The organism is Posidoniimonas corsicana (assembly GCF_007859765.1).
In the GTDB taxonomy this organism is placed as follows: Bacteria; Planctomycetota; Planctomycetia; order Pirellulales; family Lacipirellulaceae; genus Posidoniimonas; species Posidoniimonas corsicana.
In genome coordinates this window covers 491,598-518,363 of record NZ_SIHJ01000001.1, presented here as the reverse complement: position 1 = coordinate 518,363, position 26,766 = coordinate 491,598, and the positions used below count along the sequence as shown (strand labels likewise).

Genomic DNA, 26,766 nt, shown 5'->3' with positions numbered 1-26,766 from the left:
CGCTAGTTGATGGTGTTGATCATGTCGAACATCGGCAGGTAGATCGCCAACAGAATTACCGCCACGGCGGTGGCCAGGGAGATCGTCATGACCGGTTCGATCACGCCGACCAGCGCGTTGGCCTTCCGTTCCACCTCGTCCTCTAGGTGCCGCTGGATGTGACGCGCGGCGTTCAGCAGGTTGCCGGTCCGCTCCCCGACGATAATCAGCTGGCTCACCATCGGCGGGAACAGGTCGGTGTGCTGCTCGACCGTGCGGCTGAAACGCTCGCCCCGGTCGACTCCGGCGTACAGGTCCTTCACGCACAGCTTGACCGCGCGGTTGCTGACCGCCGTGCGGGCCTCGGCAAGCGACTCGACCAGCGTGTAGCCCGACCCCATCAGGTTCGAGAGAACGTCGACCAGTTCGAGCACCGCGATATCACGCAGCCAGGGGCCGACCACCGGCAGCCGCAGCACCCACTGGTCGATCGCCAGGGCGGTCTGCTCTCGGGCCCGCAGGCGTTTGACGACAAACACCGAGGCGGCGGCCGCCAGCAGCAGGTAGGGCCCGTAGGTCTGGGCTGCGGCCCCGACGGCGATCATCAGCCGCGTGACCGCAGGCAGCGGAACCCGGGCCGAGCGGTAGGTCTCCTCGAACACCGGCACGACGTAGCCCAGCAGAAAGGCGATGACGCCCGTGCCCACCAGCATCAGCATGGCCGGGTAGGCCAGCTTCTTGGTCACCTCGGCCTTGAGCTTGCCGGACTTTTCGCGCTGAGCGGCGATGTGGTCGAGCGTCGCCGCCAGCGCGCCCGAGCGCTCGCCCACCTTCACCTGATTGGTGGTGACCCGGTCGAACGAGCCGGGGTGGGCCAGCAGCGCGGTGCTGAAGTTGGATCCGTTCTCGAGCCGCCGCTGCAGGTCGGTGATCACATGCCGCGAGCGCTCCATCGCCCGCTCTTCCGCCAGGGCGCCCAGCGCCTTGGGGAGCGACACGCCGCTGTCGACCAGGGTGGCGAGGCTGCGGAACAGGAACGTGACGTCGGCCGAGGGCAGGTGCTCACGCTTGAGGCTCAGACCAAAGCCAGATCGCGTGGAGGCCTTGCCGGCGCGGCGGGCCGCGGGCGCCGCCCGGCCGGCGACGCCCATCGCAGGCGTTCTTGCGTTCATAGCGGCCCTCGCTAGCTGGATATCTTGTAGAAGACTTCTTCGAGGGTCGTCCGACCGGCGGCCACCTGCTCCAGACCCGCGGACGTCAGCTCGACCATCCCCTCACTCACCGCCAGCTCGCGGATGCGGCTGGTGGGGACGCCCTTCTCGATCGCCTCGGCGATCGTCGGCGAGACGGTCATGATCTCGTAGATCGGGATCCGGCCCGAGTACCCGGTGCCCAGGCACTTCTTGCAGCCGCGGCCGCGGTAGAACAGCCCGTCCTCGTCAAACGGGCGGCCCTTGGTGAGCGCGTCGAGCAGCTTGCGGTTTGGCTCGACCACCTCCTTGCACTCCGGGCAGATCGCCCGCAGCAGCCGCTGAGCGATGGAGCCGAGCAGCGCGCCGCCGCTCTTGAACCCGTCGATCCCGAGGTCAGCCAGCCGCGCCACGGCGCCGACGGCGTCGTTGGTGTGCAGGGTGCTGATCAGCAGGTGGCCCGTCAGGGCCGCCTGCACGGCGGTGGCGGCCGTCTCGTGGTCGCGGATCTCGCCGACCATGATCACGTCCGGGTCCTGCCGCATGATGTACTTCAGCGCGTTGGCGAAACCGAGGCCGTGGTCGTTGTCCGACGCCACCTGATTGACGCCCGGCAGCCGGTACTCGACCGGGTCCTCGACCGTGACGATGTTGCGGCTCACGGCGTTGAGCTTCGAGAGCATCGCGTACATTGTCGTGCTCTTGCCCGACCCGGTGGGCCCGGTCACCACGATCATGCCGTGGGGCTTGTCGATCAGGTTCTGGATCGAGGTGATGTCCCGTGGCTTAAGACCCAGCGTCGCTAGATCGAACACCTGGTTGCCCTCGTCCAGCAGACGCATCACCACCTTCTCGCCGCCGACGGTCGGGATGGTGCTCACGCGGAAGTTGACGCGGCTGCCGCCCTCGTCGACCGACAGGCGGCCGTCCTGGGGGCGGCGGCTCTCGGTGGTGTCCATGTCGGCCATCACCTTGATGCGCGAGACCACCGCCTCCTCGATGTGGCTGGGGATTGTCATCACCGGCTGCAGCTCGCCGTCGACACGGTAGCGGACCCGCATCTCGGGCGTGTGCGGCTCGAGGTGGATGTCGCTGGTGTTGGCGTTGATCGCGCCCATCAGGATGGCGCGGACCAGCCTCACCACCGGCGCCTGCTCCTCGTCGGACGGCGCCTCGGCGGCGAGGTCCTCGTCGACGAGCTTCTCGGCCGCCTCGAGGTCGGCCATCTTCAGGTCCACCAGCGTCTGCCGAGCGACCAGCCGGTCGTCGAAGCCGCGGTCGATCACGGCCTGCACGGGCGCGTCGAGCGCGACATACGGCTCAACGCGGTAGCCGGTGATCAGCTCCGCCTCGGAGATCGTTTCCAGGTCGTCGGGGCTGGCCATGGCCAGCTGCATGGTCTCGCCCTGCACGCCGATCGGCACGCACGCCCGGGAACGCACTAGCTTTTCCGGCAGCAGCCGGGCGACCTGTGGGTTGACCGTCTGGGGGGTCAGGTCGACGTACGGAGTGCTGTACTGCTCGGCGAGCGCGTCGCCCAACTGGTCGAGAGTAATCAGCCCCCGCCGCACCAGCAGCTGACCCAGGCGGCCCTGCTCGTCCCCCTGCGCGGCCAGCGCACTCTCCAGCTGGCCCTGGGTGATCAGGTGGTCGCGGATCAGGATGTCGCCGAGTCGGGCCATTCGTGGGGGCAGCGGGGCGTTGGTTGTTTCGTGGTCAGGCGATCGCGGCGGTGAGCTCGGCCAGCTTGCGGACCTTCTGCTGCAGCACGACCGGGTCGTACGGCGCGACCAGGTAGTCCTTCGCGCCGGCCGTGTAGGCCCGCTGCACGTGGTCCAGGTCCGCGTTAGGAGAGAGCAGCATGACCGGCGTCGCGCTGGTGCGAACATCGTTGCTGAGGCGGTCGATCAGCTCGATCCCGCTCATGCCAGGCAGGAAGTGGCCCACGATCATCAGGCTGGGCAGCTCGTCGGCAAGCCGCTCGAGCGCCCGCTCCGCCGACTCGACGCAGTCGACCCGGTAGCCGAGCAGCTCCAGGCGGAACGCGGTGATCTCGCGCAGGGTCGGCTCCTCTTCGATCAGGAGCACCTTGTTTGGTTTGTCTTGCATGGGGGATTACCGGAGGGGACGCAACGCTCCAGCAATACCTACTTCCGGCCCGGTGCAAGTCAAAAGAGTGTGGCCGAACCTGCTGATTCCCGCGGGGCGTTCATGACGGTCGCGCGGGCAATGCGGTCGGGGCGCCGCTAGGCGGTGCAGACCGGCGCCTGCTCGGAGAGCAGCGCGCTGAGCACGTCGTGCCGCGACAGCAGGCCGACCAGCCGGCCGCCCTGCACCACCGGCAGCCGGCGGACGCGGTGCAGGATAAACACGTCCGTTACGTGGCTGATGGCGTCGCTGGCGTCGACCGTCAGGACATCCCGGGTCATGTGGTGCTCGATCGGGTCGTTCTGCACGTCCTGGTTGTAGGCCATCGCGAGCAGGGCGAACTCGGTGATAATCCCCACGAGGCGCCCGGTCGGGTCGACCACCGGCAGGCCGCTGATGCGGCGGTGCACGAGCAGCTCGATGGCGTCCTGAATCGTCGCGTTCGGCGCGATGGTCACCACGTCGGACGTCATGATCTGGGCTGCGGTCAACATAGGTCCACCCTGGGCTAGCACTGCGGCGGGCCGAGGCGAGCGGGCCGCGCCGTTGGGGTCGTTACTCAGCAAGCATAGTACCCCCCGCCCGCCCGCACCCGCCGCAAGCGAGGCTTCCACACAGAAACCACGTCCGGCGTCACCGCTGGGTCCCGCGTAACCGTTACACCCGTCCAGAAAGATGGCGTCAGGCGGCCGCGCCGAATCGCGGCCAACAATGCTCGGCAGCGGCGGCGCGGAGAGCTATCCTAAATGGTGATGGCGATCTCCTTGTCACAGCTGCTCCCGCGTTCGGCGCTCGCCTTCCGCGGCTACAACACCACCAACCTGGGCCGGACCCCCGAGCTGCTGGCGGTCCCCGCGTACCAGCCGATCCTGACCAGCCGACTGCGGCGTGTAGCCGCGGTGGCGAGCGATCAGCTCGGCCGCCCGGTGGACCTGGTGCGGCGCGTCGCCGAGCGGCTGCCCACCGGTTTCGAGGACTACGCCGACGCGGTGGCGCTGGTCTACGCGGTGGAGCTGGGCCAGCTCGACCTGCTGCGCCAAGTCCACGGGCTGGATGTGGCCCAGGCGCAGATGGCCTACGGCTACAGCCTCGGTGAGGTCGTGGCCCTGGCCGCGGCGGGCGCCACGCCAGAGGACGAGGCCATCCGGGCGCCGCTGGCGATGGCCGACGACTGCGCCGCGCTCGCCGAGGGGGTGACCATGGGGGTGGTGTTCTCCCGCACGCTCGCCCTCAGCGAGGTGGAGGCCCACCGCCTGTGCGCGGACATCACGTCGGAGGGGGATGGCACGATCGCCGTGTCGGCGGTGCTCTCCCCGAACACCCTGATCGTGCTGGGGCAGAACGGCACGCTCGACCGCTTCCGCCAAGCGATGAGCCTGCTCTGCCCGGACCGGGTCTACCTGCGCCAGAACGACTCGCGCTGGCCGCCGCTGCACACGCCGATTGTCCGTCAACGCTCGGTGCCCGACCGTGCCTCGGTGATGATCCAGTCGATGAGGGCCGACGCCTCGGCCGCCCACCCGCCGGTGTTCTCGCTAGTCACCGGCAGGATGACCGCCAGCGAGCCAAGCCTGCACGAGCTGCTGCGGCTCTGGATAGACCACCCGCAACGTCTGTGGGACGCCGTTTGCGTGACGCTGGCGTCGAACGTGCGGAGCGTGATCCACGTCGGGCCCGAGCCGAACCTGATCCCCGCCACCTTCAAGCGGTTGAAGGACAACGTGCTGCAGCAGACCTCCGGCAACTCGGTCGCCGGACTCAGCATGCGGGCGCTCAAGCAGCTCGCCGGCCGGCCGTGGCTGGCGTCGATCGTTCCGCAGCGGGCCTCCCTGCTGCGGGCGCCGGAAGTCGAACAGATCATCCTCGAGGACTGGCTGCTCGAGAACGTCCCGGGCTAGCGGCCCGCTCGGTTCCCGCGGCCGCCAGGCGGAGACTAGAATGGCGGCATGTCGACCGAAACCAACTCGCACGCGGCGCCACTAGCCGGGCTGACCGCCGCCGTGACGGGCGCCTCGTCGGGCATCGGCCGCGCGATCGCGGTCGAGTTCGCCAGCCTAGGCGCCGACCTGGCCCTCTTCGCGCGGGCGAACGCCGACGGCCTGCAGCAGACGGCCGACCTGGTCGCGGCCCAGGGCCGCCAGTACATCAAGCTGCTGATCGACTTCACCGACCCAGCGGCGTGCCAGCGGGCTGTCGACAAGTCCTGGTCCTGGCGTCCGATTGATATCTGGGTGCAGAACGCCGGCGCCGATGTGCTTACCGGCCCGGCGGCGGAGCTGACCTTCGCGGAGAAGCTCGACCGGCTCTACCAGACCGACGTGCGCGGCGGCATGCTGGTCTGCCGCGAAGCCGGCGCCCGCATGACGCAGCGCGGAGCGGGCGTGATCCTGACGACCGGCTGGGACCAGGCGGAAACCGGCATGGGCGGTGACAGCGGCGAAATGTTTGCGGCCACCAAGGGCGCGGTAATGGCCTTCACCCGCAGCTTGGCTAAGTCGCTCGCGCCCGAGGTGAGGGTCAACTGCCTTGCGCCCGGCTGGATCCAGACCAAGTGGGGCGATTCGGCCCCCGCCTACTGGCAGGACCGCGCCCGCCGCGAGGCCCTGGTAGGGCGCTGGGGAACGCCGGAGGACGTGGCCCAGGCGGCCGCGTACCTGGCGGCGCCGGGCGCCGGGTTCGTCACCGGGCAGGTGCTCAACGTCAACGGCGGGTTCGCAGGTTCGGCCGAATTCTAGCTGCCGGAGTCCTTCTGCTCATGCCAGAGCGCATCCACTTTGTGACTGGCCGACTCGCCGAGCGTTCGCTCCGCCGGCTGCTGGACGCGCTCTCCGAGGAACTGGGCTTCAAACCCACGGTAGACGTGCTGCCGATCACGGTCGCGGCGCTGATGACGCCCGACTGGATCGCCAAGCGTATCGCCGCCCCGGCGGACTGCGAGCGGATTGTGGTGCCCGGCTGCTGCGATGGCGATCTCACACCCATCGAGCGAGCCGCCGGCAAGCCGGTTGAGCGGGGCCCGCGAGACCTCCGCGACCTGCCGAGATTCCTCGGCGGCGCCGGCCCGCCGGCGGAGTACGGCGCCTACAGCATCCAGATCGTCGCCGAGATCAACCACTGCCCGCGGCTTTCGACGGCCGAGATTGTCGAGGCCGGAAGGTCGCTCGCCGCGGACGGCGCGGACCTGATCGACGTGGGCTGCGACCCGGGGGGGGAGTGGCTGGGGGTGGCGGACGCGGTCGCCGCGCTCCGCGACGCTGGGCTGCGCGTCTCGATTGACAGCCTCAACCCCGGCGAGATCGCCGCCGCTGCTGCTGCCGGCGCCGAGCTGGTGCTGTCGGTTAACTCGTCCAACCGCCAAGCCGCGGCAGACTGGGGCTGCGAGGTGGTCGTTATCCCTGACGACCCGAAGACACTGGCAGGACTCGATGAGACCATCGACTACCTCGCCAACCGCGGGGTCCCTCTGCGGATCGACCCGATCCTCGAGCCGATCGGCTTTGGATTCGCCGACAGCCTGACCCGCTACGCGGAGACGCGACGCCGCTACCCTGACGCCGAGATGCTGATGGGCGTGGGGAACCTCACGGAGTTGACCGAGGTCGACTCGGCCGGCGTCAACACGCTGCTGCTGGGCTACTGCCAAGAGCTGTCGATCCAGAGCGTGCTGACCACGCAGGTGATCCCCTGGGCCGCGACCAGCGTCCGCGAGTGCGACCTAGCCCGTCGCCTGGTCCACCACGCGGTGACGCGGCAGACGCTCCCCAAGCACGTGGGCAGCGGTTTGGTGTCGCTCCGCGGTGGTCAGACCGCCGAGGTCGAACCGCAGACGTTGGCCGAGCTCGCCACCCAGATCCGCGACCCCAACTACCGCGTGTTCGCGGCCGCCGGCGAGGTCCATCTGGTCGGCAAGGGGCTGCACCTGCACGACCGCGACCCGTTCGTTGTGTTCCAAGGGCTGCTCGACGCGATCGCTGCGGGAAAGGTCGATCGCCCCCTCGACGCCAGCCACGCCTTTTACCTGGGCCACGAGCTCTCCAAAGCGGCCACCGCGCTGACGCTCGGCAAGTCTTACGAGCAGGACCGGGCCCTCGACTGGGGCTACCTGACCCAGCCAGAAGAGAGCCACCGCCTGACCCGCGACACGCGGGCCGGCGACCGCAAGCCGGGAAAGCAAGAGGGCTGACGGCCTAGCGGCGTGTCCGCCATAATCGGTCGATGCCGTTCTCACCCATTAACCACACGCCTTGGGGCGCCTGCTGGCTGCAGGTCGGGCCGCCGCTGCCGGGCGAATGCACGCCGGCCGGCTTGTTTGCCGCATTGCGGAACCAGCCCGGCTGCCTGTTCCTCGACAGCTCGCTGCCGCATGCGCGGCTGGGGCGGTATTCATACCTGGCGGCGGACCCGTTCGCGTGGGTCACGTGCGATCCCGAGTCCGATGGCTTCTCGCTCGTCGAGCAGCGGCTGGCGCCGTTCGCCTGCGAGACGATCCCCGGGCTGCCGCCGTTCCAGGGGGGCGCGGCCGGTTGCTTTGGGTACGAGCTCTGCCACTCATTGGAGAAGATCCCGCGCCCCCGGCACGCGGGTCTGCCGGGGCCTGCCATGGCGGTCGGGATGTACGACGTGGTTCTGGCGTTCGACCACCAGGAGCAGCAGCTTTCGATCGTCTCACAGGGGCTGCCGCAACTCGATCCGGAGAAGCGGTCCGCGCACGCCGTGCAGCGGCTGCAGACGCTCCTGCAAATGCTTGACGGCCCGACGACCTCTCCGCCCTCGGGCAGCCCACCGGTTCACGACTCGTCGTATGATCTCCCCCCGCAGCATCCCCTGGCTGGCTGGTCGCGCGTTACGAGCGACTTTTCGCGCGACGGTTACCTGTCCGCCGTGCAGCGTGCGGTCGACTACATCCACGCGGGCGATGTGTTCCAGGTGAACCTTACACAGCGCCTCATGGCGCCGCTGCGGGAGTCGCCGTCGGACTACTACCTGCGGCTCCGCGAGCAGAGCCCTGCCCCGTTCGCCGGCTACTTCGACGCCGGCGAATACGTGCTGTGCAGCGCTTCGCCCGAGCGGTTCCTGCGTGTAGAGAACGACCAGGTTGAAACGCGACCCATCAAGGGCACCCGCCCGCGGTCCGCCGACGCGGCAACCGACGCTGAACTGGCCGGGCAGCTGGCGGCGTCGACCAAGGACCGGGCGGAGAACACGATGATCGTGGACCTGCTCCGCAACGACCTTTCGCGGGTCTGCACCGACGACTCGGTCGCCGTCCCGACGCTCTGCGGCCTGGAGTCCTACGAGCAGGTGCACCACCTGGTGTCGGTCGTCGAGGGCCGGCTGCGGAGCGGCGTGTCGGCGCTCGATGCGCTGCGGGCGTGCTTCCCGGGCGGATCGATCACCGGCGCGCCGAAGGTCAGGGCGATGGAGATCATCAGCGAGCTGGAGTCCACCCCGCGGGGCCCGTACTGCGGGAGCCTGGCGTACATCGGGTTCAACGGGGCGATGGACAGCAGTATCCTGATCCGTACGGCGGTCGCGTCGCACGGCTGGCTGCAGATGTCGGTGGGGGGTGGCGTGGTGGCCGATTCGGTCCCCGAGGACGAGTACGAAGAGACCCTGCAGAAGGCCGCCGGCATGCTGGCCGCCCTGCCCCGCGAGACGCGATGATCCTGCTGATCGACAACTACGACAGTTTCGTGCACAACCTGGCCCGGCACTTCCGGCTGCTGGGCTGCGAGACGCGCGTCGTGCGGAACGACGCCATCAGCACCGACCAAGTCCGCCAGCTGGCGCCGCAGGCGGTCGTGCTCTCGCCCGGCCCCTGCACCCCCGACGAGGCGGGCGTTTCGCTCGAACTGGTCCGCCGCCTGCACAACGAGTTGCCGCTGCTGGGCATTTGCCTCGGGCACCAGGCGATTGTCGCCGCGCTGGGCAGCAGGGTCGTGCGGTCCCAACGCCCGATCCACGGCCAGGCTTCGACCATCCGGCACGACGGCCAAGGTGTGTTCGATGGTCTCCCTTCGCCTATGCGGTGCGGCCGCTACCACTCGCTGGTGGCGGCGGAGGAGTCGCTCCCGCCAGAGCTAGTCGCCTCCGCGTGGACCGACGACGGCGTACTGATGTCCGTGCGGCACCGCACGCTGCCGGTTGTTGGCCTGCAGTTCCACCCCGAGTCGATCCTCACCGACCACGGGCTGCCGCTGCTCGACAACTTTGTCCGTATGTCTGCGCCGCGCTGCACCCCGGTTACCGGGGGCGTGTGACGCGATGAGCACCCCACCCGCGCCCGACGCCCCTTCGTTGCCCGATGGTCTGCTGCTTGAGTGCCTGGTCACTACGCTCGATGCGGATGGCCAAGTCCACCTGGCGCCGATGGGGCCGATCGTCGACCCGAGCTTCGAGCGCGTGCTGCTCCGCCCCTACCCCCCGTCGCGCACGCTCGACAACCTGCGTCGCGACGGCGCAGCGGTAATGCACACCACCGACGACGCCGCGCTGCTAGCCCGAGCCGCCATCGGCGAGCTGACAGAGCTCCCGGCCACCACCCCCACCCCCGATTGCCGCGGCGCCATCCTCTCCGACGCCTGCCAGTGGCGGCAGCTGTCGGTCGAGTCGATCGACGATTCAACCTGCCCCGTCCAGGTTGTCTGCCGTGTGAGCGGCTCGGGCGTGCTCCGCGATTTCGTTGGGTTCAACCGCGCGAAGCACGCGCTGATCGAAGCCGCCATCCTTGCGACGCGGATCGACCACCTGCCACACGAGAAGATCCTCGCGCAAGTAGCGATGCTCGCCGCGCCGGTCGACAAGACAGGCGGCCACGCGGAGCGCGACGCGTTCCAGGAGGTCCGATGTTTCATCGAGAACCGGATCCGCGAGGGCCTCCGATGACCCTGCCGACCGCGGTCAATGTCTGCGCTCCGAGCAGGCTGCACTTCGGCTTGTTCTCGTTCAACGATCCGTCATCCCCGCTGCAGTATGGCGGAGTAGGCGTGATGATCAATGCGCCGGGCGTCCGGCTCCGCGCTGAGCGCTCGGACCAGCCGAAGGCCGCCGGCCTGCATGCGGACCGTGTGGCAAGCTTTGCCCGTCGCGCGGCGGAGCAGATTGGTCCGGCGGCGGGCGCAATTGAGTGGCGCGTCAACGCCGCTCCGCGGCAGCACGTCGGCCTTGGTCTGGGAACGCAGCTCGGCATGTCCGTGGCGGCGGCGGCGATAGCGCTTGCTGGCGGCGAGGCCCATTCAGCGGCCGAGCTCGCTCAAGCCAGCGGACGCGGATTGCGGTCGGCGATCGGCGCGCACGGGTTCATGTCGGGAGGCATGCTGATTGACGGCGGCCACCCTTCTACCGAGCCTTTGGGCCGGCTCGAGCACCGCGTCGACCTGCCGGCCGCCTGGCGGTTTGTGCTGATCATCCCACCCGTCGAGGAAGGTCTGGCCAACACGGCGGAACAGGACGCGTTTGCCCGGATGCCGCCCCCGCCCGACGAGGTGACGCGGCGGCTTCACTCCCTGGCGACCGACGAGCTGCTGCCCGCTGCTCGAGGGGCCAACTTCGCTCATTTTGCCGACACGCTGTACGAGTACGGCCGGTCCGCGGGTGAGTGCTTCGCCGCCGTGCAAGGCGGGCCGTTCGCCGGCCCGGCGATTGCCGAGCGGGTCGCGCTGCTCCGCTCGCTGGGCGTGGCTGGATGCGGTCAGTCGTCGTGGGGCCCGACCGTGTTCGCGGTCACCCCAGACGAGGCCTCCGCAGGGAGTCTGATCGACCAGCTCCGCGACGCTCCATCTACCAGCGACTGCGACCTGCTGGCCGCGGCGCCCTGCAATACCGGCGCGACCGTGACGCCGCTCTACAGCAGCCCGTAGGCGGTGAGCGTCGCCTTCAGCTTGGTGCGGCCGGCGTCGTCCAACGGCGTCATCGGCAGCCGCATCTCGCCCGAGTCGCGGCCCAGCATCTGCATCGCGGCCTTCAGCGGGATCGGGTTGGTGGCGAGTCCCAGCATGTCGCGGCACAGCGTGAACAGCTTGTGGTGCTGTTGGCAGGCGGCGTGCAGGTCGCCCCGCGCGGCCGCTTCCACCAACGCGATCACGTCCTTCGGCACGATGTTGCCGGCGACCGAGATCACGCCCTCGCCGCCCACGGCCATGAACGGCAGGGTCAGGCTGTCGTCGCCGCTGAGCAGCGTCAGGTTGGTCGAGGCCAACACCTGCGACGCTTGGTCGAGCGACCCGGTCGCCTCCTTGACCATCGTGATGTTCTCGAGCTCGCCGAGCCGCGCGATAGTTTCCGGCTCGATGTTCTTGCCGGTGCGGCCGGGAATGTTGTACACGCACTGCGGCAGGCCGGTCTCTTCGGCCAACGCCTTAAAATGCTGGTAAAACCCCTCCTGGGTCGGCTTGTTGTAGTACGGCGCCACCTGCAGCGCGGCGTCAGCGCCCGCCTTCTCGGCGGACTTGGTCAGCCGCAGCGCCTCGGCGGTGCTGTTGGAGCCCACGCCCGGCATCACCTTGATGCGGCCGGCGGCAGTCTGCACGACGAAGTCGACCACCCGCTCGTGCTCTTCGTGGGTCAGCGTGGGCGACTCGCCGGTGGTGCCGACCGGGCACAAGCAGGTGGTGCCGGCTTCAATCTGGAACTCGATCTGGGAGCGGAAGGTTTCGTAGTCGACCTCGCCGTCCTTGAACGGGGTCACCAACGCTACTGAGAGGCCTGCGAAGTCCTTGCCCTTGGTCGCCATCGTTCCGTCCGCTTGGTTGGAGTCTCAATTACACGTGAAATATTCTCGCGAAAGCGAGAACCCGGCATGATAGTGGTCGTCGGGACACCTCACAAGCGGCGAGGTTCGGGGCCCAATGTCGGTCGGAGCCCCCATTCGGCGATCTCGTTGGCCGCGACAAGTTGCTTCATGCCCAGAGACGCAGTTGCGCCGCAAACGACTTCCTAGTCACAACTTAGGTGGCATCGGCGGCGGTCGTAAGGTCTGGGTTTCTTCACCGCAGCAGACCAACTGCGGAAGAACTCCACCGCCGGCGTCGAATCTTAGCGCATCGGGCCCGCGACAGGACGGTGCCGACAAGACCACGCTCGCCTCCAACGAGTCCCTGAGCCCCCTCGCGTGGCCTGTTTTCTGGCCAAAAGTGAGTTCCCAATGGACAAGATTGCCCGCCCCTGGCGAACGCAGCTACGATAGAGGTTTGCGACCTCCCGCCGCTCGTGAACCGGGGTCGACTCGTCCCCCGCTGCCCCCCACCCCCGTAGGCAAGGAACGCTGGCCTTGGTCCCTCGACGACGCCTCCCAATGCGGCCCTCCATTGCGTTTGCCTCGCGGTTGGCTGTCGTTGGCGCAACGTTACTCCTGACGTCGGATGCCTCGGTTGGGCAGCAGGTGTGGGAGATCCCCCCGCGGACGCTGCCGCCGTCGTCTCAACTCTTTCCCGGTGACATCATCAACCTGCGGGATGGGGGCGTGCTGGACTCCCCGTTCTACTCACCGACAGAGCCTCCAGGCTACACGATCCCGTCTGGCGTCGAGCTGAATGCCTTTGGCGGGCATCTATCGGACGGAACAAACATCGGGCCGGCGGCGATCGCTAACCTGTACGGCGGCAGCAAGGGCGACGCCTTTTCCGCCTTGCTCGGATCGCAGGTTTACCTGCACGGCGCCGACTTCGCCATCGACGGTGTGCCCGTCGATGGACTCGACACGATCGGCGACCAGGCGACGCCCGCCCTGGCGGACGGACAGCTGCTTACGGGGCGGCTGTCGGACGGGACGCCGTTCGCGTTCTCGTCGCTCGACTGGGGCATCGTCGATGCTGACCCATTCTTTTCCCCTCCTCACGATCCACCCGCCACGCCCTCCGGCGACAGCTTCGCCCACGGCGCGCTCACGCTTGTTCTAGCCAGCACGCTCGATCCCGTGCCCGGCGAACTGGTCGCCCAGCCAAACGACCCGCTCCGGTTTATCGACGGGGCGCAGTCGCTTGCCGTGAACGCCAACGGCAGGGTCGGCGCGAACTTCGTGGCCGGCCCCGGCGCTGCCATGACGGTTAACGCCTCCCCGTGCTTCGGGTTCGGCTGCACTCCCGCGGTGGGTGACAACTTTGAGGCCATTGGGGCGACGGTAACCCTAGACGCGGGTTCCATCGCGGGTGACGCTGATCTGTTTCAGGGCGCCCAGCTAACGGTCAACGGCGGCACGGTCGGCCCGAACCTGCAGGTCCACCGCGACTCCCAACTGCTGGTACAGGGTGGCGAGGTCCTGGCCGGGTTGAAGATCATGCCCGGCGGCGTCGCGACACTCGTAGGAGGAACGGTCAGCCAGGCTACCAACTCACCGTACTACTACCCGACCTCCGAATCCGTAAGCGTTTATGGCGGCGGAGAGCTTGCCATCGGCGGCGGCTTGCTTTCCTCGCCGCTCGAACTCCTGCCCGGCGGACGAGCGACGCAGTCCGCGGGGACGGTAACCGGGCGGATGACGCTCTCGGCCGGCGCCGAGTTCTCTGCGTCAGGCGGCCACTTTGGCGACGTTGCCGCCAATTCGGCGTCGACCTTGCGACTCGTCGGCGATGGATTCAGCGTCGATGGAACGCCGGTCGCTGAGCTGGGCGGCGTCGGCGACGCCCAGCAGATCAACCTACCCAGCGGCGCCGTGCTGACCGGCGTGCTCGCGGACGGCCGACCGTTTGTCATCTCTTCGCAGGACGACTCCTTGGCTGCTGGCACACTGTGGCTCGAGCGGTCCGCGGCGCCGTCGCCCGGGGCGCCTGAGATCTCGGTTCCTACAGACCCAGCCCCCGACTTCGTGGTCGGTGGCCAAACGGTCACGGTGAACGCTGGCGGCCAACTCCCCAACTTCTTCGCGGCCGGGCCGGGCAGCGTGGTGAATGTTGACGCCGGTTCGATCGGCTCGAATGCCGAGTTCGCCGGCGCCGAGGTCAACGTAGTCGGCGGAGGCAGGCTGGGCTCCTCCGCGCGGGCCTACCGAGGAACCACCCTAACCGTCAACGACGGCCGTATCGGGTCGAACTCCACCGCCTACGACGGCTCGGTGGTCGACGTCTTGGAGGGGCAGGTTCTCAATGGGTTCAACGCCAGGTCTGGCTCGCAGATCACGGTGCGAGCAGGCTACGTCGGCGGCGACTTTGACGCTGATGTGGGCGCTCAAGTCGAGCTGACCGGCTACGATTTCAAGCTCGACGGCCTGCCGGTCGCTGGGTTGGCTACGGTTGGCGACGCTATCGGCGTGGACCTCGGCGCCGGGCAGCTTCTGACCGGCGTGCTGGCCGACGGGACCTCGTTTGCCTTTCACTCCGATGACAGCGACCAGCTGGCCGCCGGCACGCTCACGCTCAGGCGAACCGACGCGCCCGAGTCCGGCCCGGCGGCCATCTCGGTTCCTAGCGATGCTGCGCCGGTCGCCATCCGCGCCGGTCAAACGCTCACGCTCGAGGACGGGGGCGAGCTGGCGGACTACTTCGTCGCCGGTGACGGCAGCCGGCTGGTCGTCGAGGGTGGCCGCGTCCGCAACTACGCCGAGGCGATCAACGCCGAAGTCGAAGTCAACAGCGGCGAAGTAGGGGTCGGGTTCTCGGCCTTCAACTCGGTAGTCGATCTGAATGGCGGTGAGTTTTCGGGTACGGTCGACCTGTTCCACGGGAGCACCCTGACGATGACCGGCGGCCTGATCGACGCCTCGGTAAACGTCTACCGCGGCGCCCGCCTCGCGGCGTCCGGCGGTGGAGTCGAGGGATCGCTCAGTGTGCGGCAGAGCGCGAACGCTACGATCAACGCCGCCACGATCGACGGCGAGGTCTACGCCTACGCCAACGCAGACGTTGAGATCGGGGGGCGTTCTCGTGTTGAGGGGGTCTCGGCGTACAGCGGCAGCCGTGTCACGCTGGCGGGCGGGAGCTACGAGGACAACGTCAGCCTCTCAAGCAATTCCACCCTGACGCTGCGCGGCAGCGGGTTCCGCCTGAACGGTGCGCCGATCGACGACCTCGTTGCCGTCGGCGGCAAACTAGGCGAGCTGGACATCCTGACAGGCGTGTTCGCCGACGGGACTCCTTTTGCCCTTACCGAGCGGCGCGGGTTCTCGGAGAGCCTCGGCAGCGGGTACCTCGTGCTGACGCAGGAAGTCTACGCACAGGAGGCCGGCGACTACACGGCAGCCAGCCTGCCTAACCCGCTGGGCGTCCATGCGGGGCAGTCGGTGACCGTCTTCACAGGCCAGTCGCTCGGCCCCAACTTCAACGCCGGCTATGGCAGCACGGTTGTGGTGGACGGCGGAGAGCTTGGTGAGAACTTTGAGGCCGCCGGCGCTGTGGTTTCACTGTCCAGCGGGCAGATTGCCGATGACGCCGATCTGCTGCACCACACCACCGCCACCGTGACCGGCGGCGCCATCGGCAACGACCTGTTCGTGGCGCCCAAAGCGACGCTGCACCTTCAAGGGGGCGAGTTGGGACGCTACGCCACTGTGTTCGGAGTGTTGGACGTGTCGGGCGGCGAGGTCGACCGCGACCTCACCGTCGAATCAGGCGGCCGGGTTGAGGTGTCTGACGGCTTGCTTGGCGACTACACGCGGGTCGAGAACGGCGGCCTGCTGGAGCTCAACGGCGGAGCTGTCGGCCGCTACCTGGATGTCTACGGCGACGCGCTGGTGAGCGGGGGAACCGTCGACCGCGGGGCCGACGTCTGGTCAGGCGGCGAGCTCACCCTCGACGGCGGGGCTATCAGCACAGACCTCAACATCCGCTCTAACGGTCGGCTACGGGTGTCCGGCGGCACCCTGGCTGCCGGCATCGACGCCCAGTCCGGCTCGGCCGTCGACCTGTTCGCCGCCGGATTTGCGCTGGATGGCCTCGCCATCGACGGCCTCCAGGCGCCCGGCGACTCGCGGGTGCTTTCGGCTCGGCAGGGTGAACTGCTCGAGCTGACCTTCGCCGACGGCACGACCGAGTCGTTCACGCTCAACGCGTCAGGCAGCTCAAGTGGGGACGTGTTCAGCCCCCAGGCCGTGCTTACCCTGCACCTGGTGGCGGCCGAGGCGATGCTTGCGGGCGACTTCAACCAGGATGGCGTGGTCGATGCCGCGGACTACACCGTCTGGCGGGACCACCTGGGCGACGCCGCCGGCGCGCTGGCCAATGACCCAACCGGTGAGTCTATCGGCCAGTCGCAGTACGAACTCTGGCGTTCAAACTACGGCGCCAACTTCAGCCCGGCGGCCACCGGGCACGCGCCCGAGCCGGCGGTGATGGCCATGCTGCTACTGGCCGGAGCGGCCACAGCAACACTGCAGCGTGGGCGTCGAATCTAGGTTCATCACGACAATTCAACCGCCGACCGCCTACCGGGCCGCCTCGCGGATCAGCCGCTTCATATCGCGGACCGCCTGCTGAAGTCCGACCATGATCGCCCGTGAGATGATGCTGTGGCCGATGTTCAGCTCGCGCATGGCGGGCAGCGCGGCCACCGGCTGCACGTTGCGGTAGGTCAGCCCGTGCCCGGCGTGCAGCAGCAGGCCGGCGGAGGTGATGCCGGCGGCCGCCTGGGCCAGTTCGGCCAGCCGCTGGTCGCCCTGCGGCGAGCCGGAGGCCTCGGCGTAGGCGCCGGTGTGCAGCTCAATGGCTTCGGCGCCGGAGCCGATCGCGGCTTCGATCTGTGCCGGATCGGGATCGACGAAGAGGCTGACGCGGACGCCCGCGTCCTTCAGCTGCTGTGTAGCTTCACGGACTCGGTCCAGGCCGCCCACCACGTCCAGACCGCCTTCGGTGGTGACCTCCTCGCGGCGCTCGGGCACGAGGGTCGCCTGCTGGGGGCGGCACTCGACCGCGATGTCGACGACCTCCTGGTCGCAGGCCAGCTCGAGGTTAACCGGGGCGGCCACCGTCTGCAGCATGACCCGCAGGTCCCGCTCCTGGATGTGCCGCCGGTCCTCTCGGAGGTGCAGCGTGATGCCGTCCGCCCCGCCCAGCTCCGCCAGCGTAGCCGCCCAAACCGGGTCGGGCTCGTTGGTCTTGCGTGCCTCGCGGACGGTCGCGACGTGATCGATATTGACGCCAAGCAGCACCATGCAAGGGCTCCGGTGGGTTGTCTGCCGAGTGTAGTAGCGTGGGGGCGAACGGCCCATTCGATCCGATTCGGCCGGCCAGCTCAACGGCCGCCCGGCCGTTTGTGACGGTTAGACAAGCCGCGCGACGCGTTTGATCGCTCCGCCGACGCCTGTTGCGTCTGGGCAGCACGGTCCGGCGCACCCGGTTGGCTTCCCGCGACGCGCCGGGCCGCGGCCGCGTGGCCGAACCGCGACATGCCACGGCTGGGTTCCGGGGGATCGGCCTCACCCGGCTGACCCAACCCTTGCAGGGCCGGGAACGCGAAAGCCTGCCAGATGGTCGCCGCGTTTGCAGGCAACACGTAAGCTAGGGTCTTCTAGAGCGTCCGCAAGGGCCTCGCGGGTCGATCTCCTGGCGCCGCCAACCGACGCCCGTCACACCCTACCAGACCCTGACCGACCAGCCAGAACGCCCTGCCATGACGTGTCGCGAACTCGCCCAGCACATCGAACAACTCCAGCCCGAGGCCACTACCCAGGACGTGGCCCGGCTGTGCCTGCTGCTGGCCAATGGCGAGGACGACCTGACCGCACTGGCAGATCGGCAGACCTTGCGGGCGGCTTGGAAGGACGTCGGCCTGCGGCTGCAGCTGGCGACCGACCAGCACGCCGCGATGACCGGCGAGCTGGAGGAGCTGGCGCAGAGCGACCCGCAGTCGTTCACCAAGGACCAGATCTGGGTGCTGATCCGCGCCATCAAGGTGCAGAGCCAGATCCTGCAGATGTACGTTGGTCAGCCGCTGCTCGACGTGTAACCGCCCTGGCGCCGGGCTGCGCGGCCGCGGCTACCAGAGCCCGGCGACCATGGCCATCGCCACGGTCATGTAGATCAGGATGCCGGCGATGTCGACCACGCCCGCGACGAACTGGTTGCTCATCAGCGCCGGGTCGAGCCCCATCCGCTGGAACAGCAGCGGCAGCAGGCCGCCGGTGAGCGTGCCGCACATCACCACCAGCAGCAGCGTCACGGGCACCACGGCCACCTCCCACACTGTTGGGATCGACTGAGCCGCCTCGGCGTCGTCGGGGGCGCCCCGCGTCAGCATTACCGCGCAGGCATAGCCGATCAGCGCCAGCGAGCCGCCCAGGCACAGCCCCATGGCCAGCTCCTTGCGGATCACACGCCGCCAGTCCGACAGGCGGACGTCGCCGGTTGTCAGCCCGCGGATGACCAGCGTAGCGGACTGGCTGCCGGTGTTGCCGCCGCTGGAGATCACCAGCGGGATGAACAGCACCAGCCAGGTCACCTTCTGGAAGTCCTCCTCGTACCCACGCAGGGCTAGTGCGGTGAGCAGCGCCGCTACAAACAGCACCATCAGCCACACGCCCCGCTTCCAGGCGAGCTCGGGCCAGGGGGTCTCCAGGTAGCCGTCCTCCAGCGGGTCGACCGACGCGCTGCGGTGGGCGTCCTCGGTGGCCTCTTCCTGCAGAACGTCGATCACGTCGTCGTGTGTGATGATGCCCAAGAGCTTGCGGTGGTGGTCGACGACCGGGATCGCGATGAAGTTGTAGTTCGCCACCTTCTCGGCGACCGCCTCCTGGTCGTCGGTCACCAGCACGGTCACCACGTCCCGCTGCATCAGGTCGCCGATCTGCGTGTCCGGACGAGTGAAGTTGACCACCAAGTCCCGCGCCGAAACCAGGCCGAGCAGGTGGTCCTGCTCGTCGACGACGTAGTTGTAGTACACGGTTTCCAGGTCCTGGGCCTGGCGGCTGATCGCCTCGAGGGCGTCGTGCACGGTAAGCGTCTGCGACAGCCTGGCGACCTCGGTGGTCATCAACGCGCCGGCGGTGCCCTCCTCGTAGCCGAGCAGCCGGAGCGTCTCGCGGCGGTCGTCCTGCGGGAGCAGCGGCAGCGTCTGCTCCATGACGTCCTGGTCGACCTCGCTCAGCAGGTCGACCCGGTCGTCGGCGGGCATGTCGGCGATCAGCCGGCTGATCCCTTCGGGGCCGACGGTCTCGACGATCTCGACCTGCTTCGCCTCTTCGATGAAGCTAAAGATGTCCGCCCGCACGTCGGGTTCGGTGGCCTGCAGCACCTGCCACATCTCACCCGCGTCCAGGCCCTCCATGAACTCCGCCACGCGCGCCGGGTGGAGGGCCGCACAGAACTCCTGCAGACCGGTGCGGTCGTTCTCGGCCAGCATCTCGCGGAGTTCAGGGAGATAGAGCGTGTTGATCATCGGCCGGCGGGCGTCGAGGGGCTGGGTCGAGGGCTGGCGGGTAGGCGGGTGGCTAGCGAGCGGTCAAGCCGGTTCGGATTGACTCACCGCTAGCGTCGGGTTAGCTTGACTGTACAGAAGTAGAGTTGTCGCAGGGGTTTGCGCCAACCGCCTCAATCCGTCGGACGGCGAGGCGACAGACCGTCGAGTCGTCGCAGGCGTGCCGGGCCGCCGGCGACGGTGGCTCTTCGATGATTCCCCCTGTCGCTCGGTTCGGTCTGCTCCGTCTCGCAGCAGACGCGGATTACCAGCGTGCGACCTCCGGGCGAAGCGGAAGCTTATTAAGCATACTATGGTGGACACTGACAAGCCTGACGCTGAACCGCCGGAGGACGACCGCTTCGCGGCGTGCCAGGCGAAGCTGGGCTACCAGTTCGCCGACCTCAGCCTGCTCGAGGCCGCGCTGACGCACGCTTCAGGGGCGGACCACCGGCTCGAGTCGAACGAGCGGATGGAGTTCCTGGGCGATGCCATCCTCGGCGGGGTGGTCTGCGAGCGGCTCTACCACATGTTCCCCGACTACCTCGAGGGGGACCTGACCCGGCTGAAGTCCGTGGTCGTCAGCCGCCAGACCTGCGCTAAGATCAGCAAGGCGCTGGGCCTGGACGCGTTCCTGATCCTCGGCAAGGGGATGACTACCAGCCCGGAAGTCCCCATGTCGGTTCTGGCCGACGTGTTCGAGTCGCTGATCGCCGCGATTTTCTTGGACGGCGGTCGCGAGGCCGCGGCCGAGTTCATCCTGACCCACATGGAGCCCGAGATCGAGTCGACCGCCTCGGGCGAGACCGGCGGCAACTACAAGTCGCAGCTGCAGCAGTTCGCCCAGCGGGAGCACGGCGTCACCCCAACGTACTCGCTGATTGAAGAACGCGGCCCCGACCACTGCAAGTGCTTCAAGGTGGCCGCTCAGGTCGGCAAGCGGCGGTTCCCGCCCGCCTGGGGCCGCAGCAAGAAGGAGTCTGAGCAGCGGGCCGCCCAGAACGCCATCTGCGACATCTACGGCGAACCGGCGCCCCACTCGCCCGACGAGCTGGCCGAACTGGACGGCGTCTGACCACCCAGCCGCCCCAGCGCGGTGCGTCCTGTGCCGGTAGGGCCGGTTCTGCGGACACGCCGGCCCGGTGTTTGCTTGACAGCCTTCTGGGTCCGGCTCATTCTCGGGTCTGGGGCCTGCCGCTTGCCGATGACAGAGCAGAGGCGACGCCGCGCCCCGGCCGCTCGTCCCGACTGATTCCGCCCCCGCCACGACCGTGCGAATGCCAAGCCCAGCCCGACTCTTGCCGACCCTCGCCCTCGGGCTGGCGCTGCTGGGGTGCCGGCCCGGCGGTCCGGACACGACCGAGCCGGTCGAGTCCGGACCCCGACAGATCTTCGCGCTCGGCACGCTCCAGCCGGCCGGCGGCGTGATCAGCATCAGCGGCACGCCGGGCGACAAGCTCAAGGCGCTCGACCCGAAGGTGGTGGAGAACCAGCCCGCCCCCGCCGACGGCCTGCTCGGCGTGCTGGCCAGCTACGACGCCCGCCACGCGCAGCTCGAGGCGCTCCGCACGCGTCGCACCCTGGCCGACGAGAAGCAACGCGTCGACCTGCTGCTCGCCGAGGCCCAGCTCCGCGGCGCCCGCGCAAAGGTCAAGGAGGCCGAGGCCAAGCAGGCCGAGGCCCGGCTGCAGAGCGAGCAGGTGAAGCACCTGGACGAAGCCGCCGCCATCGCCCGCGACGAACTCGACTCGATTGTCGAGCTGCGTGAGTCGGACCCCGAGTTGGTGACCGACCACCAGGTCCGCAAGCAGCGGAACCGCGTCGCCCGCGCCGAGTCGGAGGTCAAGCTCGCCCAGCAGCGCATTGCCCCGATGGCCGAGGCGGCCGAGGCCGCGCTGCAGGCGGCGCACTCCAACGTCGAGGCCGCCGAGGTCAGCGTCGACAGCCTGCGTAAGAACGGAGCGTTGGAAGCGATCGACAAGGAGATCGCTGTCGCGCAGCAGGCGCTCGCCCAGTCGGTGCTGTGGGCGCCCGGCGCCGACCAGAGCAGCGTCGAGCTAGACGCCACGCCTACCGACAACCAGGACGCCGTCGACCAGCCGCGGCGTTACACGGTGCTGAAGGTGTTCACCAAGCCGGGCGAGCTGGTCTCGCAGCTGCCGGTCATGAACGTGGCGGACGTCAGCGAGATCGAGTGCGTCGCGGAGGTCTATGAGGCCGACGCCCAGGAGATCTTCGCCGGCCAGGGCGCCACGATTACCAGCCCGGCGTTTAGCGAGCAGCTCAAGGATGGCCTGCGGGGCGAGGTGGCCTACGTATCGAGCGTGATCGGCAGCCCCGGCCTCGACGCCCGCAACCCGCTGGCCCCAAAGGACCGCTCCATCGTCGAGGTGCGGATCAAGATCACCACCACCGATCAGGCCCAGCTGGCCGAAGCGGCCAAGCGGATCGGCCTGCAGGTGAAGGTGCGGTTCGACGCGGCGGATCAGAAGCCCGAGTAGGGCGTCGATCATCGGCTAGTCCGCGGCCGCCCCACGCCCGGCGATCAAGCGGTAGATGGCCGGGTAGAAAAAGATCATCGGCGCCGTCAGCAGCATCATCAGCGTGGCCCACCCGGCGACGGCGCCTACCACCACGTATCCGCCCGGAAACGCCAGCACGGCACACAGCACCGTCACCAGCAGCATCAGCTGACGCATCGTGAATTGGCGGCTGCTCACTTCGGGTCCTCTGTTAGCTGGGACGCAGGGATAGGCGGCGGAACGTAGGCGTCACGCTCGGCGTCGTAGCGCAGGCGGTCGAGCCCGGCGATGATGCGTTTCGGCCCCAGAAGCACCACTGATCCGAGTGCTGCGTAGATTCCGGATGCGACGAGATCGCTAAGCGATAAGCTGAACAACTGCTCATGCCAAGAAACGCCAGAATACTGAGCTGTCATCACGGCGCTGACGATGGACGTCGTGAGCTGGTGGACCGCCTGTACTAACAAATACACGCCTAGCAGACGAAGCCCGACCTCCAGCAGACGCTCCGGCAAGTCTGGCGGACTCGGCTGCCCCAGACCTCCTTCTTCCGGATACAGTCGCGTAGCAATCGCGGGGGAGAAGAGCAGCAGAAACAGGCCGACCGCGGTCACGGCGCCGCCCCAGTACAGGAAGCGGAGAATGTCACTTCCGTCCAAAGTCCCCGAGCTGGACAGCGAAGAAGCGACCATCGCAACATACGGCACGGCGCTGGCCAACTGCCACACCCCTAGCACCCGCAGGGCAAGGCAGAACCAATCTCGGCTGGTCATGTCGTTTCTCACCTGATGATGCGGTCGGAGCGTTGGGACGACTATCGTAGCGGATGCCCGCGGGGCTTGCGAACCGCGCCGTGCAATCCGCGCCAGCCGCACAACTGCCAGGGCCGGCGCGTGGGCGCGGCAATCATGGCCGCCCCCGCCATCCGCGCTCGACGCGGGCAACCGACCAGCAGATACTAAGGAACAAAGCCTCCTACACTTCCCTGCCCGTCCGCGGTCCTCATGCTGAACCAACAGCTCGCCTGGAAAAACCTGCTGCAGAACCGCGTGCGGACCGCGGTCGGCATGGCCGGCGTCGGGTTCGCGGCGATGCTGATGTTTATGCAGATGGGCTTCAAGGGCGCCATCGAGAAGACCGCCACGCAGATCTACGACGCGCTCGAGTTCGACCTGATGCTCCGCTCGCCGGCCTACCTGCACCTGACCGAGGCCCGCACCTTCCCGCGGGCGCGGCTGCACCAGGCCGCGTCGCTGCCGACGATAGACCAGGCGCGGCCTTTCAACATTGGGCTGAGCGTGTGGCAAGCGCCCGATGACGCCGCGTTCCGGCCCGGCGACGAGCAGAACGTCGCCGGCATGGGGCGCAGCATCATCACGATGGGCGTCGACCCGGCCGCCCCTCCCTTCACACGCCCGGACCTGCGCGACAAGGCCCGGCTGCTGAGCAGCGACGAATTCGTGCTGCTCGACTCGAAGAGCAAGAGCGAGTACGGCCCGCGGAACGGCAAACGGTTCACCGAAGCCGACATCGGGACGGTCACAGCGCTCGGCGCCCAGACCGTGCGGGTGGTGGGGCTGATCGAGCTAGGCACCGGCATGGCCAGCAACGGCGCCTGCATGACCAGCCTCGAGGGCTACCTGCGGGCGAGCCCGTGGCAGGACCGCGACACGATCACGCTCGGGCTGTTGACCTTGGCCGAAGGCGCGGACCCGCTGCGTGTGAAGCAGGAGCTGGGAAGCCTGTTCGCAGGAGAAGACGTCGAGGTGCTGACCCGCGACGAGGTCCGTGCGCACGAAGAGCAGCGCTGGATGGTGCAGACGCCGTTCGGGCTCATTTTCACGTTCCTGGTGGTGGTTTCGGTGATGGTTGGGGTGGCCATCGTTTATCAGGTGCTATCGAATGACATCGCCAACCTGATGAGCGAGTACGCCACGCTCAAGGCGATGGGCTACAGCAACGCCTACCTCTGCACGGTAATTCTGCAGCAGTCGGTGCTGCTGGCCCTGGTCGGGTTCCTGCCGGCGCTGCTGTTGTGCTGGCAGCTCTACGCACTGGTAGGCGGGTACGCCGGCATCCCTATGGTGATGACGCCCGGCATCACCCTGGGCGTGCTGGGGTTGTCGGTCGGCATGTGCGTCGCTTCGGGCGTGTTCGCGCTGCAGAAGCTGTTCAAGGCCGACCCGGCGGAATTGTTCTAACTCTGCTGCATCCACCACCCTAACAGACCGCCAAGACGCCACTCACTCACCGTGCTCAAGACCCCGCTAGCCTGGAAGAACCTGATGCACGACCGCCGGCGGCTCGCCACGGCGGTTGCGGGCATCGGTTTCGCCGTGCTCCTGATGTTTGTGCAGGTGGGTTTTCAGAACGCGCTTTACGACAGCCAGGTGCGGCTGGTCGATGCGCTGCGGGGCGATCTCTTCATCACAAGCCGCGACCGGTTCGCCATTGCCGCGGAGACGCGGTTCCCCATCCAGCGGCTCTACCAGGCACAGTCGGCGCCGGGGGTGGCTGGGGTCTACCCGCTGTATACCGAGCTCACCACCTCCGTCTTCAAGAACTTCGGCAGCCACGCGTCGAGCAAGGGGCACCAGATCCGATCGATGGCGATCCGGCTGGGCGACCCGGTCTTCCACCTGCCCGCGGTCGACGAATCCATCCCGTTGCTGCGTGGGCCGCTGACGGCGATCGTTGATCGGCAGAGCAAGCCCGCCAAGTTTGCCCTGCCGATCGACGATCCTGACGCGCTGTCCAACGCCAACATCGAAGTCAGCGACCGACGCCTCAATCTTGTGGGGACGTTCGACCTCGGGGCGGACTTTGTGAACGAGGGCAACCTGATCATGGGCACGGCGACCTTCGGCAAGCTGTTCCCGCACCGCGTGCCGATGGGCGACCCCCTGAGCATCGTTGACCTGGGCGTGGTCGAGCTCGTCGACGGCGCCAACCCCGAACAGGCCCGCGACACGCTCGCCGAGCTGCTGGGCGAGCAGGTCGGCGTCTTCACCCGTGAGGGGTTCCGCGGCAAGGAGATGAAGTTCTGGCGGAGCACCACGCCGATTGGCGCAGTGTTCTCGGCCGGCAAGGTGATTGGGTTCGTGGTGGGCGTGGTGATCTGCTATCAGGTGATTTTTAGTGGCATCTCCGACCACATGCCCGAGTTCGCGACGCTCAAGGCGATGGGCTACGGGCGGTGGTACTTTATCAGCCTGATCGTGGTTGAGGCAGTCTGGCTCGCGGTGTTTGGCTTCCTGCCGGGCGCGATGGTCAGCACCGGGCTGTACCAGTGGCTCGCCGCCCAGACCGGTCTGTTGATGCAGATGACGCCCTCGACGCTCGGCTTCGTGTTTGCAATTACAGTAGTGATGTGCGTCGCCTCGGGGCTGCTGGCGGTGCGGAAGCTGCTGACCGCTGACCCCGCCAGCCTGTTCTAACAACCGACGGACGCCCAACCGACGATGACGACCGAGATCGCACAATCCGGCACCCACACCGCCTACGGCCAGACCGGCAGGCCCACGGTCGCGGTGCGCGAGCTGAACCACTACTTCGGATCCGGCGAGCTCCGCAAGCAGGCCCTGCACAGCAACAACCTAGAGGTCTGGCCGGGCGAGATCGTCATCATGACCGGCCCCTCGGGCTCCGGGAAGACGACGCTCCTCACGCTGATCGGCACGCTCCGCACCGTGATGGAGGGCAGCCTGCAGGTGCTGGACAAGGAACTGCTCAACGCCAGCCCAGCGCTCATCACGCAGCTGCGTCTGCAGATGGGATTCATCTTCCAGGCCCACAACCTGTTCGAGTCGCTCACCGCTTACGAAAACGTCAACATGGCGGCCGAGCTGTTGGGCATGGACCGCAAGCTTGCCGACGAGCGGATCAAGTACCTGCTGACCCGCCTAGGCCTGGGCAAGCACATCCACAAGAAGCCAAAGCAGCTCTCCGGCGGGCAGAAGCAGCGTGTCGCCATCGCCCGCGGGCTGGTGCACGGCCCGCGGCTGGTGCTGGCCGACGAGCCGACCGCCGCGCTAGACGCTACCAGCGGGCGCGAGGTGGTGACGCTGTTCCAGGAGCTCACGCGTCAAGAAGATGACCCGTGCACCATCATCATGGTCACGCACGACAACCGGATTCTCGACGTCGCCGACCGGATCGTGAACATGGTCGACGGCCGGATCTCTTCCGATGTCGCGGTCAGCGAGGCCGAAGAACGGTGCGGCTTCCTCCGCAATATCACTTTGTTCCAGACGCTTACCCCATCGACCATGCTGCAGGTGGCCGACAGGATGCAGGTCGAGGAGTCGCCGGCCGGCGAAACCGTCATCCGCCAGGGCGACCCGGGCGAGCTGTTCTATCTGATCCGCTCCGGCAAGGCCGACGTCGTTGTGAAAGACGACCAGGGCGAGCGGACGGTGGCCAACCTGGGCGAGGGCGACTACTTCGGCGAGACCGCCCTGATCACCGACGAGCCCCGCAACGCCACAATCGTGACCCGCGAGGACGCCGTTTACTACACGCTCGGCAAGGAGGACTTCCGCGGCGTGCTCGAGGCGAGCCACACCTTCGAGGAAGAACTGCGGCGGGCGTTGTTTAGCCGGCAGTAGCCG

General features: G+C 68.0%; 23 protein-coding genes. 14 read left to right on the top strand and 9 right to left on the bottom strand.

Features of this window, described 5'->3' with window-relative positions:
- Positions 1 to 2: 2 nt before the first annotated feature.
- The 4 genes from KOR34_RS01895 to KOR34_RS01880 all read right to left on the bottom strand — a co-directional run bounded on the left by KOR34_RS01895 (position 3) and on the right by KOR34_RS01880 (position 3,811).
- Positions 3 to 1,151, bottom strand: a complete 1,149-nt coding sequence (locus KOR34_RS01895; protein WP_146561709.1) for a type II secretion system F family protein — start codon at positions 1,149 to 1,151, stop codon at positions 3 to 5.
- Positions 1,152 to 1,162: 11 nt separating this feature from the next.
- Entirely contained in the window at positions 1,163 to 2,851 is a 1,689-nt protein-coding gene (locus tag KOR34_RS01890; RefSeq protein WP_146561707.1) for a GspE/PulE family protein, read from the bottom strand.
- Between the two features lie 34 nt (positions 2,852 to 2,885).
- Complete coding sequence (locus KOR34_RS01885; protein WP_146561705.1) at positions 2,886 to 3,278, bottom strand: response regulator; 393 nt, start codon at positions 3,276 to 3,278, stop codon at positions 2,886 to 2,888.
- A gap of 137 nt (positions 3,279 to 3,415) precedes the next feature.
- Positions 3,416 to 3,811 (bottom strand): CBS domain-containing protein, encoded by a 396-nt coding sequence (locus tag KOR34_RS01880; RefSeq protein ID WP_146561703.1) that lies wholly within the window; start codon positions 3,809 to 3,811, stop codon positions 3,416 to 3,418.
- A 258-nt stretch (positions 3,812 to 4,069) separates the two neighbouring features.
- Between KOR34_RS01880 and KOR34_RS01875 the strand changes: the two genes are divergently transcribed.
- The 7 genes from KOR34_RS01875 to KOR34_RS01845 are packed head-to-tail and all read left to right on the top strand — an operon-like array spanning position 4,070 to position 11,176.
- Positions 4,070 to 5,215 (top strand): ACP S-malonyltransferase, encoded by a 1,146-nt coding sequence (locus KOR34_RS01875; RefSeq protein ID WP_146561701.1) that lies wholly within the window; start codon positions 4,070 to 4,072, stop codon positions 5,213 to 5,215.
- Positions 5,216 to 5,263: 48 nt separating this feature from the next.
- Positions 5,264 to 6,052, top strand: coding sequence for an SDR family NAD(P)-dependent oxidoreductase (locus KOR34_RS01870; protein WP_146561699.1), 789 nt, complete (start codon positions 5,264 to 5,266; stop codon positions 6,050 to 6,052).
- A 20-nt stretch (positions 6,053 to 6,072) separates the two neighbouring features.
- Positions 6,073 to 7,500 carry a DUF6513 domain-containing protein gene (locus tag KOR34_RS01865; protein ID WP_146561697.1) on the top strand — a complete coding sequence of 476 codons (1,428 nt, stop codon included), beginning with the start codon at positions 6,073 to 6,075 and terminating at the stop codon, positions 7,498 to 7,500.
- Positions 7,501 to 7,532: 32 nt separating this feature from the next.
- Complete coding sequence (gene pabB / locus KOR34_RS01860; protein ID WP_146561695.1) at positions 7,533 to 8,981, top strand: aminodeoxychorismate synthase component I; 1,449 nt, start codon at positions 7,533 to 7,535, stop codon at positions 8,979 to 8,981.
- Positions 8,978 to 9,577 carry an anthranilate synthase component II gene (locus tag KOR34_RS01855; protein ID WP_146561693.1) on the top strand — a complete coding sequence of 200 codons (600 nt, stop codon included), beginning with the start codon at positions 8,978 to 8,980 and terminating at the stop codon, positions 9,575 to 9,577. Before pabB ends, KOR34_RS01855 begins: the two co-directional genes overlap by 4 nt.
- 4 nt (positions 9,578 to 9,581) lie before the next feature.
- A complete protein-coding gene (locus KOR34_RS01850; RefSeq protein ID WP_146561691.1) occupies positions 9,582 to 10,202 on the top strand; it encodes a DUF447 domain-containing protein in 621 nt (206 codons plus the stop codon).
- Positions 10,199 to 11,176, top strand: a complete 978-nt coding sequence (locus tag KOR34_RS01845; RefSeq protein WP_197531057.1) for a hypothetical protein — start codon at positions 10,199 to 10,201, stop codon at positions 11,174 to 11,176. The genes KOR34_RS01850 and KOR34_RS01845 overlap by 4 nt, the downstream gene beginning before the upstream one ends.
- Here KOR34_RS01845 and dapA read toward each other — a convergent pair.
- Positions 11,161 to 12,048, bottom strand: coding sequence for a 4-hydroxy-tetrahydrodipicolinate synthase (gene dapA / locus KOR34_RS01840; protein WP_146561687.1), 888 nt, complete (start codon positions 12,046 to 12,048; stop codon positions 11,161 to 11,163). The genes KOR34_RS01845 and dapA overlap by 16 nt on opposite strands.
- Positions 12,049 to 12,609: 561 nt before the next feature.
- On the opposite strand from dapA, the gene KOR34_RS01835 reads away from it, so the two are divergent.
- Positions 12,610 to 16,638 carry a hypothetical protein gene (locus tag KOR34_RS01835; protein ID WP_146561686.1) on the top strand — a complete coding sequence of 1,343 codons (4,029 nt, stop codon included), beginning with the start codon at positions 12,610 to 12,612 and terminating at the stop codon, positions 16,636 to 16,638.
- 30 nt (positions 16,639 to 16,668) lie between these two features.
- Here the strand turns inward: KOR34_RS01835 and KOR34_RS01830 are convergent, their stop codons facing one another.
- The gene (locus tag KOR34_RS01830; RefSeq protein WP_146561684.1) at positions 16,669 to 17,394 is read right to left on the bottom strand and encodes a pyridoxine 5'-phosphate synthase; all 726 of its coding nucleotides are present in this window, start codon (positions 17,392 to 17,394) and stop codon (positions 16,669 to 16,671) included.
- A 458-nt stretch (positions 17,395 to 17,852) separates the two neighbouring features.
- Here KOR34_RS01830 and KOR34_RS01825 point away from each other — a divergent pair, with 458 nt between their 5' ends.
- A complete protein-coding gene (locus KOR34_RS01825; protein WP_146561682.1) occupies positions 17,853 to 18,188 on the top strand; it encodes a hypothetical protein in 336 nt (111 codons plus the stop codon).
- Positions 18,189 to 18,218: 30 nt separating this feature from the next.
- On the opposite strand, the gene mgtE is transcribed toward KOR34_RS01825, so the two are convergent.
- A complete protein-coding gene (mgtE, locus tag KOR34_RS01820) occupies positions 18,219 to 19,616 on the bottom strand; it encodes a magnesium transporter (protein ID WP_146561680.1) in 1,398 nt (465 codons plus the stop codon).
- Positions 19,617 to 19,947: 331 nt separating this feature from the next.
- Here mgtE and rnc point away from each other — a divergent pair, with 331 nt between their 5' ends.
- Both rnc and KOR34_RS01810 read left to right on the top strand, forming a co-directional pair.
- Positions 19,948 to 20,709 (top strand): ribonuclease III, encoded by a 762-nt coding sequence (gene rnc / locus KOR34_RS01815; protein ID WP_146561678.1) that lies wholly within the window; start codon positions 19,948 to 19,950, stop codon positions 20,707 to 20,709.
- Between the two features lie 202 nt (positions 20,710 to 20,911).
- Complete coding sequence (locus tag KOR34_RS01810; protein WP_146561676.1) at positions 20,912 to 22,135, top strand: hypothetical protein; 1,224 nt, start codon at positions 20,912 to 20,914, stop codon at positions 22,133 to 22,135.
- Between the two features lie 15 nt (positions 22,136 to 22,150).
- Here KOR34_RS01810 and KOR34_RS01805 read toward each other — a convergent pair whose 3' ends face one another.
- Complete coding sequence (locus tag KOR34_RS01805) at positions 22,151 to 22,354, bottom strand: hypothetical protein (RefSeq protein WP_146561674.1); 204 nt, start codon at positions 22,352 to 22,354, stop codon at positions 22,151 to 22,153.
- On the bottom strand, positions 22,351 to 22,929 hold the full coding sequence (locus KOR34_RS01800; protein ID WP_146561672.1) for a hypothetical protein: 579 nt from the start codon (positions 22,927 to 22,929) through the stop codon (positions 22,351 to 22,353). Before KOR34_RS01800 ends, KOR34_RS01805 begins: the two co-directional genes overlap by 4 nt.
- A gap of 231 nt (positions 22,930 to 23,160) precedes the next feature.
- Here KOR34_RS01800 and KOR34_RS01795 point away from each other — a divergent pair, with 231 nt between their 5' ends.
- The 3 genes from KOR34_RS01795 to KOR34_RS01785 are packed head-to-tail and all read left to right on the top strand — an operon-like array spanning position 23,161 to position 26,763.
- Entirely contained in the window at positions 23,161 to 24,357 is a 1,197-nt protein-coding gene (locus tag KOR34_RS01795) for an FtsX-like permease family protein (protein WP_146561671.1), read from the top strand.
- Between the two features lie 51 nt (positions 24,358 to 24,408).
- Positions 24,409 to 25,593, top strand: coding sequence for an ABC transporter permease DevC (gene devC / locus KOR34_RS01790; protein WP_146561669.1), 1,185 nt, complete (start codon positions 24,409 to 24,411; stop codon positions 25,591 to 25,593).
- A gap of 24 nt (positions 25,594 to 25,617) precedes the next feature.
- The gene (locus tag KOR34_RS01785) at positions 25,618 to 26,763 is read left to right on the top strand and encodes an ATP-binding cassette domain-containing protein (protein ID WP_146561667.1); all 1,146 of its coding nucleotides are present in this window, start codon (positions 25,618 to 25,620) and stop codon (positions 26,761 to 26,763) included.
- Positions 26,764 to 26,766 lie beyond the last annotated feature (3 nt).